This window comes from Xanthomonas sp. SHU 166, from assembly GCF_000364685.1.
Classification (GTDB): domain Bacteria; phylum Pseudomonadota; class Gammaproteobacteria; order Xanthomonadales; family Xanthomonadaceae; genus Xanthomonas_A; species Xanthomonas_A sontii.
In genome coordinates this window covers 1-14,971 of sequence record NZ_AQOJ01000006.1, presented here as the reverse complement: position 1 = coordinate 14,971, position 14,971 = coordinate 1, and the positions used below count along the sequence as shown (strand labels likewise).

Genomic DNA, 14,971 nt, shown 5'->3' with positions numbered 1-14,971 from the left:
CTCCCAGGCAATGTTGTCTTGCGAATGTCTGAACCGGCGAGGCGGCCGGATGTGCGTGTCGCGCAGCCGCAGGGCGGTGTCGCGATTGCGCTGTATGGTAGACACGCGGCTTCGTCGCGAACGTCCGCTGCATACGTATTCACTGGCCTGCATCGCATTGGAAGCGCTTTCAGGATCGCAATGTCGTACGCGCGCCGCTACGCCGGTGCCGCGGCGAGCATGCGCGTGCTTCATGCAACTGACGTCGTGCTGCATGCACATTCGGGTGCTGCACTGAGAGTGATGCCAGGGAGTCCGCCGGCATGCGGACCACGGGCGAGCTTGCAGATGGCGCGACATGGTTTGGCGGACGCGCCGCGGCGCGCCGCTGACCTGCCGCGCACGATGGCGCGGCGCCGCAGAGGCGAGCGCCGTGATCCGGCATGGCGAGTGCATGCCTCCGCCGCTGTGCTGCCGGCGGTGCCGCGTGCCGCATGGTGGTGCGTCAGCGCGATGCCGCCGTGCCAGCGGAGGCCGGCGCCGGGTCCAGCGGGACGAAACGGATCGCCTGGCCGCCGCCGGGCGCCAGCTTCACCTGCAACTGATCGCGGCTGGTGACCATGCGCTGCTCGCGCACGAAGTCGAACGGATTGTGCTGGTAATCGGCGGCGTCGCCGTCGCGGTAGATCTCGGCGCGATAGCGTACGCCGGGTTCGAGGAAGCTCAGCGCGATCGGCAGCACGCGGCCGTGCTCGTCGGTGATGCTGCCGAGAAACCAGTCGCGGCTGTGGCGGTCCTTGCGCACGATGGTCACGTAATCGCCGATCTCGCCGTCGAGCACGCGGCTGTCGTCCCAGTCCACCGCCACGTCCTCGATGAAGCGGAACGCGTCGCGGTGCTGCAGGTAGTGCTCGGGCAGGTCGGCCGCCATCTGGATCGGGCTGTACAGGGTCACGTACAGCGCCAGTTGCCGCGCCAGCGTGCTCGGAATCGCGCGTCCACCGCGGCCCTTCAGGCTGAGAATGCCGGGGGTGTAGTCCATCGGTCCGGCCAGCATCCGGGTGAACACCAGGTTCACTTCGTGCTCCGGCGGATTCGGCGGCTCGCCCCAGGCGTTGTACTCCATGCCGCGCGCGCCTTCGCGCGAGAGCCAGTTCGGGTAGGTGCGGCGCAGGCCGGTGTCCTTGATCGGTTCGTGGGCATTGACCGAGAGGTGGCGCATGGCCGCCTCCTGCACCACCTTGAGATGGTGGCGGGCCATGAACTGGCCATCGTGCCATTCGCGCCACAGCGGGCCGCCGGCGGGATTGCGCCGGTCCACCTGGCCGTCGTCGCAGACGTAGCCGGTCTTGAAGGTGTCCACGCCCAGCCGCGCGTACAGGTCCAGCGCCGCATCGAGCTGATCTTCATAGTGCTCTACCGCACAGCCGGTCTCGTGGTGACCGATCAGGTGCACGCCCTTCTTCGCCGCGTAGGCGCTGAGCGCATCGATGTCGAAGTCCGCGGTGGCACGGGTGAAGTCGAAGTCGTCGCCGTGGCCGACCCAGTTGCCGTCCCAGCCGGGGTTCCAGCCTTCGACCAGCACGCCACGAAAGCCGTGCGCTGCGGCGAAGTCGATGTAGCGGCGGGTGTTGGCGGTGGTGGCGGCATGCCTTGGGCCGCGCGCCCAGGTGTCCTGGTTCAGGTGCATCGACCACCACACGCCGATGTACTTGGCCGGGTGCACCCAGCTCACGTCGCCCAGCGCGTTGGGTTCGTTGAGATTGAGGATCAGGTTGGAATCGACCAGGCCACCAGCGGTGTCGCTGATCTGCAGCGTGCGCCACGGCGTGTCGAAGGGCAGGGACCGGCGCACCTTCCAGCCTTCCGCCGACGGCGACAGTTGCGCATGCAGGCGCTGGCCTTCGCCGCGGCGCAGCCACATCCCTGCGTAGTCGACCAGGGCCGCCTCGTGGATGGCCAGGTGCAGGCCGTCCTGGCTGCGCAGGGTGAACGGCGTGTGCGCCAGCGGCACCTCGCGCAGCGGCGTGCGTCGGTACAGGTATTCGTAGTGGATGGGCGCGCCGGCGGGAATCCACCAGGCGGTCGCGTCGGGGACGATGTCGAACTCGGTGAGTTCCTCGTCGATGATCGCTTCCTGCATGCCGGGCTGCTGCGGAAAGTTGTAGCGGAAGCCGAGCCCATCATCGTAGACCCGGAACACCACCGCGAAGCGACGCTGGCGGCCGCCGCGCTCGCCCAGCTCCACGCGCAGCTCGTTGTAGTGGTTGCGCACGTAGCGGCGCTCGCCCCACGGCTGTTCCCAGGTCTCGTCGACGCTGCGGCTGTGCTGGTCCAGCACCGCCAGGTCGCGATCCAGCGCGCCGTCGCGCAACTGAAAGCCCAGCCGCGATTCGCCGATCACCGGCTCGCCCAGGCGCTGCACGCGATAGCTGGGACGGCCGTCGTCCAACTGCAGGGAGACGCGCAGGATCTTGCCCGGCGAGTCCACGCTGGCCACCGTCTGCGGCGCGGCGTACAGGCATGGCGCAACGCACCACAACACGCTCGCCAGCAACGACGGCAGACGCAGGCGCGACAGGACCTCAAACAGCGGCATCTCCCCTCCCAGGGCGACCGTGGCATCGCAACGACTATAGCGAGGCGGTTCCTGGCCGCCGGAGGCCCGTACGATGAATACGTATGCAACTGCACGCGCCGCGGTGCCGCCCGTCTACCATGTCCGCAGCGCCCCGCGATGCGGAGGCGGCGACCGCAGTGCCGGCATGCCGGCCTGCGCTTCCACCATGCAGGCAAAGAGGGAGGGAGGTCGATCGGTGCGAGCCGGTCTGCCGCTTCGATGCTGAAGATGATTTGCTTGGCCGCCACCTTGGGTGCTGCGGCGTCGGCGTCTGCTGGACAGGCGTCATTGCAGTGGCGTGGCCAGACCGCGCAGGCCGAGGCCACCGCCGACGGCGGTTTCGTGCTGCACGCGGCCCAAGGCACGCGCACGGTGTCGGCGCAGCCGTTGCGCAGCGAAACCGATAGCCCGTTGTTCGACGCGCTGTTCGCGCTGGCGCAACAGGAACTGCGCGACGACCAGGTCCAGGCGATCCGCGATCCGGCGTTCGATCACGGCAAGCCGTTGCCATGCGATTGCTACCAGACCGGCGAGCGCTGGCCCTACGTGTGGACCCGCGACGTCAGCTATGCCGCGGACCTGGCCCTGGCGCGGCTGGATCCCGAGCGCACGCGCCGCTCGCTGCGCTTCAAGCTGTCGCCGATGCGCGGCACCGACGCGCTGCCGGGGCTGTTCGTGGCGCAGGACACCGGCTCCGGCGGCAGTTGGCCGGTGAGCAGCGACCGCGTGGTGTGGTTCCTGGCCGCGCGCCACCTGCTGGACGATCCGGCCTTCGCCGCCGACACCCGCGCTGCACTCACTGCCACGCTGGCGCAGGATCGCGCGTTCGCGTTCGACCCGCGCATCGGCCTGTACCGCGGCGAGACCTCGTTCCTGGACTGGCGCGAGCAGACCTATCCGGCCTGGACCCGCGAGGATGTCGGCTTCATCGCCAGTTCCTTCGCGCTGTCCACCAACGTGCTGCATTACCAGACGCTGCGCCTGGGCGAGCGCCTGGCCCGGGAGCAGGGCGACACGCAGGCGGCCGCGCGCTATGCCGACTGGGCCGACGCGCTGCGCCAGGCGATCGCGCAGCGTTTCTGGCGCGAGGACCGCGGTACCTACGTCGGCTACATCGGCACCGCCGAGCACCCGGTGCGCTACGAACGCTACGATCTGCTGGGCCTGTCGCTGGCAGTGCTGGCCGACGTACTGCCGGCCGCGCGCGCGCGCCAGGCGCTGGCCCGCTATCCGGCGGTGGAGGCGGGCAGCCCGGTGGTGTGGCCGCAGCAGCACGACGTGCCGATCTACCATAACCGGGCGATCTGGCCGTTCGTCAGCGCCTATGCGCTGCGCGCGGCGCGGCAGACCGACGACAGTGCGCGCATTGACCTGGAAGTGCGCTCGCTGCTGCGCGGCGCCGCGCTGGCCGGCTCGAACATGGAGAACTACGAGTTTCTGAGCCAGGCCGTGCATGTCGACGACGGTCCGCTCAGCGGCCCGGTGGTCAATTCGCCGCGGCAGCTGTGGTCGGTGGCCGGCTACCTGGCGATGGTGGTCGAGGGCGTGTTCGGCGTGGAGGACGATGGCCGCGTGCTGCCCAAGTTGCCGACCAGCCTGGTGCCCATGCTGTTCGGCGAGCGCCAGGAGATCGCGTTGCAGCTGAAGGACCGCCGGATCGTGCTGCGCCGGCCGATGCAGCTGCAGGGCGACCTGCTGGTCGCCGGCAAGACCCACAGCCAGAACGGCGTCATCACCATCGACTTGGTGGCACGCCACAGCGGAAGTGCGCCCTTGCAGATGCTGACGGCAGAAGACGCCTTCGCACCGCTGGCACCGCCGGCATCGCAGGTGCGACGCGAGACCGGGGGCTGGCGGGTGCAGGCGGCTGCGGACACGGTGTTGTACGTCGATGGGCAGGCACGCGAGGGCAGCGCCGACGGCGCGCTGCTGCCGCTGGCCGAGCGCGTGCAATGCCTGAGTCTCACCCGGAAGGGTGCGCGTTGGGAGTCGCTGCATAGCCCCACCGTCTGCGTCGGCGACGTCGCCCGCGTGGAGGGCGCCGACGACTGGACGTGGACGGCGCCGCACGATGGCGTGTATCGGCTGAGCCTGCGTTACGTCAACGCGCATGGGCCGATCAACACCGGCGTCACCGCCGCGGTCAAACGCCTGCAGGTGCAGTGCGGCGCAGCGTCGCCGCAGTCGCAGCCGCTGGTGATGCCGCACAGCGTCGGCGAGCAGACCTCAACGGCAGCGATGTTCGCGCTGCAGGCCGGGCAGCGTTGCGTCGCGCGATTGCTGCCGGCGGCGAACATGAGCGCGCTGCAGCACTTCGCACGCTACACCGGAGGCCAGGGCGGCGCCGATGGCGTGGTCAATACCGCCGATGTCGCCGCGCTGCTGATCGCGCCGGCCGGCCCGATCGAGGAACGTCCATGAGCGCCTTGCCACGTGCCAAGCCGGCGCTGTCGTTCTGGCAGATCTGGAACATGTGCTTCGGCTTTCTCGGTATCCAGTTCGGTTTCGCGCTGCAGAACGCCAACGCCAGCCGCATCTTCCAGACCCTGGGCGCGGACATGGAGCAGGTGCCGGGACTGTGGATCGCCGCACCGCTGACCGGCCTGATCGTGCAGCCGATCGTCGGTTACCTGTCCGACCGCACCTGGAACCGTTTCGGCCGGCGTCGCCCGTACTTCATGGTCGGCGCGTTGTTCACCACGTTGGCCCTGCTGGTGATGCCGAACTCGCCGACGCTGTGGGTAGCTGCCGGCACGCTGTGGGTGCTGGACGCCTCGATCAACATCTCGATGGAGCCATTCCGCGCCTTCGTCGGCGATCAGTTGCCGACGCGCCAGCGCGCCACGGGCTATGCGATGCAGAGCTTCTTCATCGGTGTCGGCGCGGTGGTGGCGAGCATGCTGCCGTGGCTGCTGGCGCACTGGGGCGTCAGCAACACCGCCGGCCCCGGGGAGGTGCCGGCGACGGTGCGCTACGCGTTCTATGTCGGCGGCGCGGTGCTGTTCCTGTCCATCGGCTGGACCGTGCTGCGCACCCGCGAGTATCCGCCCGAAGATCTGCACGGCAGCGACGTCGCCACCGCGGCCGCCGCGGCGGCGCAACCGCGCCGTGTCGATGGCGCCGCTGCGCTGTGGTGCGCGGTGGGTATTGCCGGCGCGGCCGCCATCGCCTGGTGCCGCGGCGACCGCATGCTGTACGTGCTGGCCGGCCTGTGCATCGCTTACGGCGTGCTGCAGGGCGTGGCACCGCGCCTGCGTCGCGGACACATGCTGGCGGCGATCGTCTGCGATCTGCAGACCATGCCGCGGGCGATGCGGCGCCTGGCCGGGGTGCAGTTCTTCTCCTGGTTCGCGTTGTTCGCGATGTGGATCAACACCACCGCCGCGGTCACCCAGACCCACTACGGCACCCAGGACGTCACCTCGGCCGCCTACAACGAGGGCGCCAACTGGGTCGGTGTGCTGTTCGCCGCCTACAACGGCTTCGCCGCACTGGCCGCGATCGCCATTCCGCTGCTGGTGCGCGCCTGCGGGCTGCGCGTGAGTCATCTGCTGAATCTGTGCCTGGGCGCGGCCGGCCTGCTGTCGTTCCTGTGGATCCGCGATCCGCAGTGGCTGTTGCTGTCGATGGTCGGCGTGGGCTTCGCCTGGGCCTCGATCCTGTCGTTGCCCTACGCCTTGCTGTCGGACAGCGTGCCGGCGGCGAAGATGGGCGTGTACATGGGCATCTTCAATTTCTTCATCGTGATCCCGCAGTTGGTCGCGGTCAGCGTGCTGGGCTTCGTGCTCACGCACTGGCTCGGCGGCCGGCCGCTGTACGCGCTGGCGATCGGCGGCGGCAGCCTGCTGGTGGCGGCGCTGTGCGTGCTGTGGGTGCCGTCGGATTCGGGAGCGAACGCATGATCGATCGGATGTCGTTGTTGGCGCTGGCCCTGCTGGGTGCCTGCGCCGCGTCGGCGCAGGCCCAGGCGCCTGCGCAGGAGGAGTTCTACGGCACGCTGGAGCCGTTCGCCAGTGACGCGGTGTACTTCGTGGTCACCGATCGCTTCGTCAACGGCGATCCCGGCAACGATCACCGCAACCAGGGCGGTGCGCATCGCACCTTCGATATCCCGATCCCGGCGCCGCCGGGCGAGAGCGACAACATCGGCTACCTCGGCGGCGACTTCAAGGGCGTGGTCGACAACGCCGGCTACATCCGCGACCTGGGCTTCGGCGCGGTGTGGATCACGCCGATCGTCGACAACCCGGACGAGGCCTTCACCGGCGGCAAGCCGATCACCTGGGGCAGCTCGCTGAGCGACCGTGGCAAGACCGGTTACCACGGCTACTGGGGCGTGAATTTCTACAAGCTCGACGAGCATCTGCCGAGTCCGGGCCTGGATTTCGCCGGCTTCACCCAGGCGATGCACGCGCAGCAGTTGAAGGTGGTGCTGGACATCGTCGGCAATCACGGCTCGCCCGCCTGGACCATGCCCAAGCGGCAGCCGATGTTCGGCCAGGTCTTCGACCGCGACGGCAAGCTCATCGCCGATCACCAGAACCTGCCGCCGTCCAAGCTGGACCCGGCGCACAACCCGCTGCACGCGTTCTACAACACCGGCGGCAACCTGGCGCAGCTGTCCGATTTCAACGAGCGCAACCCGGCGGTGATGGAGTATCTGGTCGGCGCCTATTCGCAGTGGCTGGGGCAGGGCGCCGATGCGTTCCGGATCGACACCATCGGTTGGATGCCGGACAGCTTCTGGCACGAGTTCGTGCGCCGCATCCGCGCGCAGCGCCCGGGCATGTTCATGTTCGGCGAGGACTTCGACTACAACGCGCACAAGATCGCCGGCCACACCTGGGCCAACAACGCCGGCGTCAGCGTGCTGGATTTCCCGCTCAAGCAGGCGCTGGCGGCGACCTTCGGCCACGCCCAGCGCGGCTACGAAACGCTGCAGCCGGCGCTGTACCTGGAACGCGGCCCGTACGCCAATCCGTACGAGCTGATGACCTTCTACGACAACCACGACATGGCGCGGCTGGACGCCAGCGACGCCGGTTTCATCGATGCGCACAACTGGCTGTTCACCGCGCGCGGCATCCCGGTGATCTACTACGGCTCGGAGACCGGCTTCATGCGCGGGCGCGCCGAGCATGCCGGCAACCGCAACTACTTCGGCCAGGAGCGGGTGAACGCGGCGCCGAGCAGCCCGATCTTCGCGCCGCTGCGGCGCATCGCCACGCTGCGCCGGCGCAGCCCGGCGCTGCAGCGCGGCCTGCAGCTCAATCTGCAGCTGTCCGGCGACGAGGCGGTGTTCTACCGGGTGTTCCAGCATGCGGGCAGCACTCAGACCGCGCTGGTGCTGCTGAACAAGAGCGACGCGCCGCGCACGCTGGAAGTGCGCCGCTATCTGCAGCCCGGCACCTGGCACGACGGCTTCGACGGCAGCGCCACCGAGGTGACCGATGCGCTGCGCGCCGAGGTGCCGGCACATGGCGTGCGCGTGTTCCTGTCCGATGCGCCGATCGTGCGCCCGGACCTGCGCGCGCGGCTGCGCTGGCTGATGGCGGCCAAGGACGGCGTCGCGCCGACGCCGTAAACGCGGTGCTGCCGGTCGGCGTCAGCGCGCCGGCCGTCGGCGCCCGAGCAGGGCTCAGTTGCGCAGCAGCGAGGAGCCGCGCAGCGCCAGCGTCACCGGTAGGGTGCGGCTGCTCACCGGCTGTCCGGCGATCTGCGCCAGCAGGGTGTCCACCAGCACCGCGCCGGCCAGCTTGGTGTCTTGCTGCACCGTCGACAGCGCCGGATCGACGCTGGCCGCCACCGGGATATCGTCGAAGCCGGCCAGGGCCACGTCCTCGGGCACGCGCAGGCCGTGCTCGCGCAAGGCCTTCAACGCGCCGATGGCGATCAGGTCGCTGGCGGCGAACAGCGCATCGAAGCGTTCGCCGCGGCCGAGCAGGGCCAGGGCGGCCTCGTAGCCGGATTGCTCGGTGGTGATCGCATCGACCTGCAGCGCCGGCGTGGCCTCGGCGCCGGCCGCGCGCAGTGCATGCAGGTGGCCGCGGTAGCGTTCCAGGAATTCGGGGTAATGGTTGGAGGCGTCGCCGAGGAAGGCGATGCGGCGGCGGCCCTGCGCCAGCAGGTGCGCGGTGATGTCGTGCCCGCCCTGGAAGTTGTCGCTGCCGATCGACACCCCCGGCTGCCCGGGCAGCACCGCGCCCCAGCGCACGAAGTGCGTGCCCTGGTCGACCAGGTGCTGCAGCCGTTGCTGCGCCTGCAGGTAGTCGCCATAGCCGAGCAGGATCAGTCCGTCCGCCTTCTGGCTGTCGCCGTAGTCGGCGCGCCAGTTGTCCGACAACTGCTGGAACGACACCAGCAGGTCGTAGCCATGGCGGGCGCAAGCGCGGGTGATAGAGCCCAGCATCGAGTGGAAGAACGGGTTGATCAGCGAGTCGTCGGTGGTCGGGTCTTCGAAGAACAGCAGCGCCAGGGTGCCGGCATTGCGCAGGCGCAGGCTGGAGGCGTGCTTGTCGACCTTGTAGTTCAGCTCGCGCGCGATCGCCAGGATCTTGCGCCGGGTCTGCTCGTTGACCGCCGGACTGCCGCGCAGCGCGCGCGAGACCGTGGGTTGCGACACGCCTGCCAGATAGGCGATGTCCAGCGATGTGGCCTTGCCTTTGATGACGGCGCGTCCGGGTGCGGAGAAAACGTCGGCGAAGCATGCCATGGCGCCCGCTGTAGCTCTTGCTGCGGCGCAGCGAAGACCTCGGGCGCGCACCAGGAATGACCGTTTTGGTAAACGGCCGCAATTACCATTTTGGTAAAAGCTGGTTTACCATTCTTGTCTATCGACCTGATCCGGACATGGGTGGCCCGCGGCGACGCCGGCCGAGCGTGCGACATGAGCACTACCACCGCCCTCGCTTGAGTTCCCGCCCAAGGCTGTCCGAGCAGGCGCCCTTGTGGCGCCTTCTTTCTGTCCCGCGCCCAGGCTGGCCTGCCGCCGAGGTGGCGCGGACGTCATCCCCCCGTTTCCCTTTCCGCCGACTCCCATGATCACGATCACGCTCCCCGACGGCAGCCGCCGCGAATTCGAACACCCCGTCAGCCCCATGGACGTGGCCCAGTCCATCGGCCCCGGCCTGGCCAAGGCGACCATCGCCGGCCAGGTCGACGGCCGCCTGGTCGACGCCTGCGACCTCATCGACCACGACGCCAGCCTGCGCCTGATCACCGCGAAGGACGCCGAAGGCGTGGAGATCATCCGCCACTCCTGCGCGCACCTGGTCGGTCACGCGGTCAAACAGCTGTATCCCGAGGTCAAGATGGTGATCGGCCCGGTCATCGCCGAAGGCTTCTACTACGACATCTACAGCGAGCGCCCGTTCACCCCCGAGGACATGGCGGCGATCGAGAAGCGCATGCAGGAGCTGATCGCGCAGGACTACGACGTGATCAAGAAGGTCACCCCGCGCGCCGAGGTCATCGAGCTGTTCAAGCAGCGCGGCGAGGACTACAAGCTGCGCCTGATCGAGGACATGCCCGACGACGTCACCGCGATGGGCCTGTACTACCACCAGGAATACGTGGACATGTGCCGCGGCCCGCACGTGCCGAACACGCGTTTTCTCAAGGCCTTCAAGCTGACCCGCATCTCCGGCGCCTACTGGCGCGGCGACGCCAAGAACGAGCAGCTGCAGCGCATCTACGGCACCGCCTGGGCCGACAAGAAGCAGCTCGAGGCCTACATCCTGCGCATGGAGGAGGCCGACAAGCGCGACCACCGCAAGATCGGCAAGCAGCAGGACCTGTTCCACCTGCAGGAAGAGGGCCCGGGCCTGGTGTTCTGGCACCCCAAGGGCTGGTCGATCTGGCAGGTGGTCGAGCAGTACATGCGCAAGGTCTACCGCGACAGCGGCTACGGCGAGGTGCGCTGCCCGCAAATCCTGGACGTGTCGCTGTGGCAGAAGTCCGGCCACTGGGACAACTACCAGGACAACATGTTCTTCACCGAGTCGGAGAAGCGCACCTACGCGGTCAAGCCGATGAACTGCCCCGGCCACGTGCAGGTGTTCAACCAGGGCCTGCACAGCTACCGCGACCTGCCGATCCGCTACGGCGAGTTCGGCGCCTGCCACCGCAACGAGCCGTCCGGCGCGCTGCACGGCATCCTGCGCGTGCGCGGTTTCACCCAGGACGACGGCCACATCTTCTGCACCGAGCAGCAGATCGAGGCCGAGGTCACCGCCTTCCACCAGCAGGCGCTGAAGGTGTACGGCGACTTCGGTTTCGACGACATCCAGATCAAGATCGCCTTGCGCCCGGAAAAGCGCCTCGGCGACGACGCCACCTGGGACAAGGCCGAGGCCGCGCTGCGCGCCGCGCTCGGCGCCTGCGGGGTGGAGTGGCAGGAACTGCCGGGCGAGGGCGCCTTCTACGGCCCGAAGATCGAGTACCACCTCAAGGACGCGATCGGCCGCACCTGGCAGCTCGGCACCATGCAGGTGGATTTCATGATGCCCGGCCGCCTCGGCGCCGAGTACGTGGACGAGCACAGCCAGAAGAAGCATCCGGTCATGCTGCACCGGGCCATCGTCGGGTCGATGGAGCGGTTCATCGGCATCCTGATCGAGCATCACGCCGGCATGTTCCCGGCCTGGCTGGCGCCGGTGCAGGCCGTGGTCATGAACATCACGGACGCGCAGGCAGACTATGTAGACAACGTGCGGAAACTCCTTGCAAATCAAGGCTTCCGCATCGAGGCCGATTTGCGGAACGAAAAAATCGGTTATAAGATTCGCGAACACACGCTGCAGCGGGTGCCGTACCTGTTGGTCGCGGGCGACCGCGAGACGGAAAACGGCGCGATTGCGGTCCGTACGCGATCGGGGGAGGATCTGGGCACCATGTCGGTCGCCGCCTTCGCCGAACGGCTGCGCGCCGAGCAGTTGGCGTGACACCACCCTGGTGCGGACGGAGCCTCCGTCCGCGCCAGTCCGATTCCCCTGGGAGATTGCAACATCAGTACCCCTGACAACAAACAGAACCGCAAGAACCAAGAGATCCGCGTGCCGCGCGTGCGCGTGATCGGCGCGGACGGCGAGATGGTCGGCGTGTTGACCCGCGACGAAGCGCTGGCGCTGGCCGAAGAGGATGGACTCGATCTGGTCGAGATCCAGCCGCAGGCCGATCCGCCGGTCTGCAAGATCATGGACTTCGGCAAGTTCAAGTTCGAGCAGCAGAAAAAGGCCAACGAAGCCAAGAAGAAGACCAAGCAGGTCGAGATCAAGGAAATCAAGTTCCGTCCGGTCACCGACGAAGGCGATTACCAGATCAAGCTGCGCAACATGCGCCGTTTCATCGAGGAAGGCGACAAGGTCAAGGTCAACATCCGCTTCCGCGGTCGCGAGATGAGCCATCAGGAGCTCGGTCGCGAAATGGCCGCGCGGATCGAGGCCGATCTGGGCGAAGACATCGTCATCGAATCGCGTCCGCGCCTGGAAGGCCGGCAGATGGTGATGATGATCGCGCCGAAGAAGCGCTGACCCAGTCCGGGATCGCGCCCCGCCCCGTGCGGGCGCGCGACCGCCTGGGCGCCAACGGCGCCCACCGACATGGTCATTCCGGCTTTTTGCCCCAGCGCAGGCTGCGTGGTGACCCCGTGGGCGCCGTTTTCGATTCCCCATTCCCCATTCTCGATTCACGGCGCGCCACTGCGCGCCCACCCGAACCGCATGATTTGCAAGGCATTCCAAGCCCTGGCATAATGCGCGGCCCAGTTCATCGGGTTTGCCGCTCGCGCGGCAATAGGACCCGCCCGGATCCTCAGTGGATCAAGGGCTTACAAGCAGGTAAGGGCACGGACGGAAAGTGTGGCGCAGCCACCGCCCTGACCAGTGACAAAACACCATCAAGGACATTGCAATGCCCAAGATCAAGACCAACCGGGCGGCGGCCAAGCGTTTCCGCAAGACCGCCTCCGGCAAGTACAAGGCCGGCCACGCCAACCGTAGCCACATCCTCACCAAGAAAGCGACCAAGCGGAAGCGCAACCTGCGGCAGACGAACCACGTCCGTGCCGAGGACGCAGGCCGTCTGGACCGTATGCTTCCCTACCTCTGAGGACTGAACCATGGCTCGAGTCAAGCGTGGCGTCCAGGCGCGCCGTCGTCACAAGAAAGTTCTGAACCTCGCCAAGGGCTACTACAACGCCCGTCGCAAGGTCTTCCGCGTCGCCAAGCAGGCGGTGATCAAGGCGCAGCAGTACGCCTACATCGGCCGCAAGCAGAAGAAGCGCAATTTCCGTTCGCTGTGGATCACCCGCATCAATGCGGCGGCCCGCATCAACGGCATGAGCTACAGCCGCTTCATGAACGGCCTGCTCAAGGCCGGCATCACCCTCGACCGCAAGGTGCTGGCGGACATCGCCGTGCACGACGCGCAGGGCTTTGCCGCCCTGGCGGAGAAGGCGAAGGGCGCGCTGGCGGCATAAGTTTGCGAGTCCCTGCAGGAACCCGCGCGTCCGCGTGCGGGGTTTCGGCGGGAGCCATCGCAGGCATGCAGGGGAAGGGCGCAAGTCCTTCCCCTTTTGCGTTTTTGGGCACCCCGGCGACGGGGCGCCTGCCGGGTAGGGAGGTTCCGCATCGGCGGGACACGGTGGCCACAGGTTCGGCCGGAGCAGTGAGGCGCGAGTGCAATGAGTGAGATCGATTCCCTGAGCGGACAGGCGCTGGCGGACATCGCCACGGCGCGGAGTCCGGAGGCGCTGGAGCAACTGCGGGTCGCGCTGCTCGGCAAGAGCGGCAGCATCACCGCCCAGCTCAAGCAGCTCGGCGCGCTGGCGCCGGAGCAGCGCAAGCTGGCCGGCGAGGCGATCAACCGCGCGCGCGACACGGTGTCCGCCGCGCTGGCCGAGCGCCGCACGCTGCTGGAAACCGCGGCGCTGGACGCGCGCCTGGCCGCCGAGCGCATCGACGTGACCCTGCCGGGGCGGCGCGGCGAACGCGGCGGGCTGCATCCGGTCACCCGCACCCTGGAGCGCATCACCGAGATCTTCGCGCGGCTGGGCTACGAGCTGTCCGACGGCCCCGAGATCGAGGACGACTGGCACAACTTCGAGGCGTTGAATTTCCCGCCGCACCACCCGGCGCGGGCGATGCACGACACCTTCTATTTCGGCGACGGCCGCCTGCTGCGCACCCACACCTCGGGCGTGCAGGTGCGCTACATGGGGGAGCATGCGCCGCCCCTGCGCATGATCGCCGCCGGCAAGGTCTACCGCAGCGACAGCGACCAGACCCATTCGCCGATGTTCCACCAGGTCGAAGGCCTGCTGGTCGACGAGCACGCGACCTTCGCCGACCTCAAGGGCACCCTGGCCGAGTTCGTGCGCGCGTTCTTCGAGCGTGACTTCCAGATGCGCTTCCGTCCCAGCTACTTCCCCTTCGTCGAGCCCGGCGCCGAGGTCGACATCGCCTGGCAGCAGCCCGACGGCAGCACCCGCTGGCTGGAAGTGCTCGGCTGCGGCATGGTGCACCCGAACGTGCTGCGCAACGTCGGCATCGACCCGGAGCGCTACACCGGCTTCGCCTTCGGCATGGGCGTGGAGCGCTTCGCGATGCTGCGCTACGGCGTCAACGACCTGCGCGCCTTCTTCGAGAACGACGTGCGGTTCCTGCGGCAGTTTGCTTGAGGCTGGGAGTCGGGAAACGGGAATCGGGAATGGGCAAAGCAACGCAAAGGCTCGTTTCCCCTCTCCGTTTCCGTTCCTAGTAGACCGCGTCTTCGATTCCCCATTCTCCATTCCCGATTCCCGGCCCTTCCATGAAATTCAGCGAAAACTGGCTGCGCAGCCACGTTCCGACCCAGGCCACGCGTGAGCAGCTCACCGCGACCCTGACCGCCATCGGCCTGGAGGTCGAGGAGGTCGTGCCGCTCGGCGACGGCCTGCAGCAGGTGGTGGTGGCCCGGATCGTCGAGGCCGCGCCGCATCCCGAGGCCGACCGGCTGCAGGTGTGCCGGGTCGATGCCGGGCAGGGCGAATTGCTGCAGATCGTTTGCGGCGCGCCCAATGCGCGCGCGGGTCTGGTCGCGCCGCTGGCGCTGGTCGGTGCGCAGGTCGGCGACATCGCGATCAAGCCGGCCAAGCTGCGCGGCGTCGCGTCCAACGGCATGCTTTGCTCGGCCAAGGAGCTGGGCCTGGACAGCGATGCGTCCGGCCTGTTCGAACTGCCCGACGATGCGCCGATCGGCCAGGCGCTGATCGAGTATCTGGGCCTGCCCGACGCCAGCATCGAGATCAAGCTCACGCCCAACCGTGCCGACTGCTTCGGCGTGCGCGGCATCGCCTACGACGTGGCCGCGGCCTGCGGCAGCGACGTGCTGCCA

11 protein-coding genes are annotated in these 14,971 nt (G+C 68.1%); 9 read left to right on the top strand and 2 right to left on the bottom strand.

Features of this window, described 5'->3' with window-relative positions:
- Positions 1-484: 484 nt before the first annotated feature.
- Positions 485-2,578, bottom strand: a complete 2,094-nt coding sequence (locus D180_RS00385) for a glycoside hydrolase family 97 protein (RefSeq protein ID WP_017911224.1) — start codon at positions 2,576-2,578, stop codon at positions 485-487.
- A gap of 240 nt (positions 2,579-2,818) precedes the next feature.
- On the opposite strand from D180_RS00385, the gene D180_RS00380 reads away from it, so the two are divergent.
- The 3 genes from D180_RS00380 to D180_RS00370 are packed head-to-tail and all read left to right on the top strand — an operon-like array spanning position 2,819 to position 8,183.
- A complete protein-coding gene (locus tag D180_RS00380) occupies positions 2,819-5,020 on the top strand; it encodes a Six-hairpin glycosidase-like protein (protein WP_043090230.1) in 2,202 nt (733 codons plus the stop codon).
- Complete coding sequence (locus D180_RS00375; RefSeq protein WP_017911222.1) at positions 5,017-6,501, top strand: MFS transporter; 1,485 nt, start codon at positions 5,017-5,019, stop codon at positions 6,499-6,501. The genes D180_RS00380 and D180_RS00375 overlap by 4 nt, the downstream gene beginning before the upstream one ends.
- Before the next feature lie 8 nt (positions 6,502-6,509).
- The gene (locus D180_RS00370; RefSeq protein WP_198526485.1) at positions 6,510-8,183 is read left to right on the top strand and encodes an alpha-amylase family glycosyl hydrolase; all 1,674 of its coding nucleotides are present in this window, start codon (positions 6,510-6,512) and stop codon (positions 8,181-8,183) included.
- Between the two features lie 54 nt (positions 8,184-8,237).
- Here D180_RS00370 and D180_RS00365 read toward each other — a convergent pair whose 3' ends face one another.
- Positions 8,238-9,311 (bottom strand): LacI family DNA-binding transcriptional regulator, encoded by a 1,074-nt coding sequence (locus D180_RS00365; RefSeq protein ID WP_017911220.1) that lies wholly within the window; start codon positions 9,309-9,311, stop codon positions 8,238-8,240.
- Between the two features lie 325 nt (positions 9,312-9,636).
- Here D180_RS00365 and thrS point away from each other — a divergent pair, with 325 nt between their 5' ends.
- The 6 genes from thrS to ytpR form a co-directional block, all read left to right on the top strand.
- Positions 9,637-11,541: a threonine--tRNA ligase gene (thrS, locus tag D180_RS00360; protein WP_017911219.1), complete on the top strand. Its 1,905-nt coding sequence runs from the start codon at positions 9,637-9,639 to the stop codon at positions 11,539-11,541.
- Between the two features lie 63 nt (positions 11,542-11,604).
- Positions 11,605-12,129, top strand: a complete 525-nt coding sequence (gene infC, locus D180_RS00355; protein ID WP_304412340.1) for a translation initiation factor IF-3 — start codon at positions 11,605-11,607, stop codon at positions 12,127-12,129.
- Positions 12,130-12,508: 379 nt separating this feature from the next.
- Positions 12,509-12,706: a 50S ribosomal protein L35 gene (rpmI, locus tag D180_RS00350; protein ID WP_010342861.1), complete on the top strand. Its 198-nt coding sequence runs from the start codon at positions 12,509-12,511 to the stop codon at positions 12,704-12,706.
- A gap of 10 nt (positions 12,707-12,716) precedes the next feature.
- Positions 12,717-13,076, top strand: a complete 360-nt coding sequence (gene rplT, locus D180_RS00345) for a 50S ribosomal protein L20 (protein WP_010342859.1) — start codon at positions 12,717-12,719, stop codon at positions 13,074-13,076.
- Positions 13,077-13,280: 204 nt separating this feature from the next.
- Positions 13,281-14,276, top strand: a complete 996-nt coding sequence (gene pheS / locus D180_RS00340) for a phenylalanine--tRNA ligase subunit alpha (RefSeq protein WP_017911218.1) — start codon at positions 13,281-13,283, stop codon at positions 14,274-14,276.
- 131 nt (positions 14,277-14,407) lie between these two features.
- A partial coding sequence (ytpR, locus tag D180_RS00335) for a YtpR family tRNA-binding protein (RefSeq protein ID WP_043090229.1) occupies positions 14,408-14,971 on the top strand: 564 nt, incomplete at its 3' end.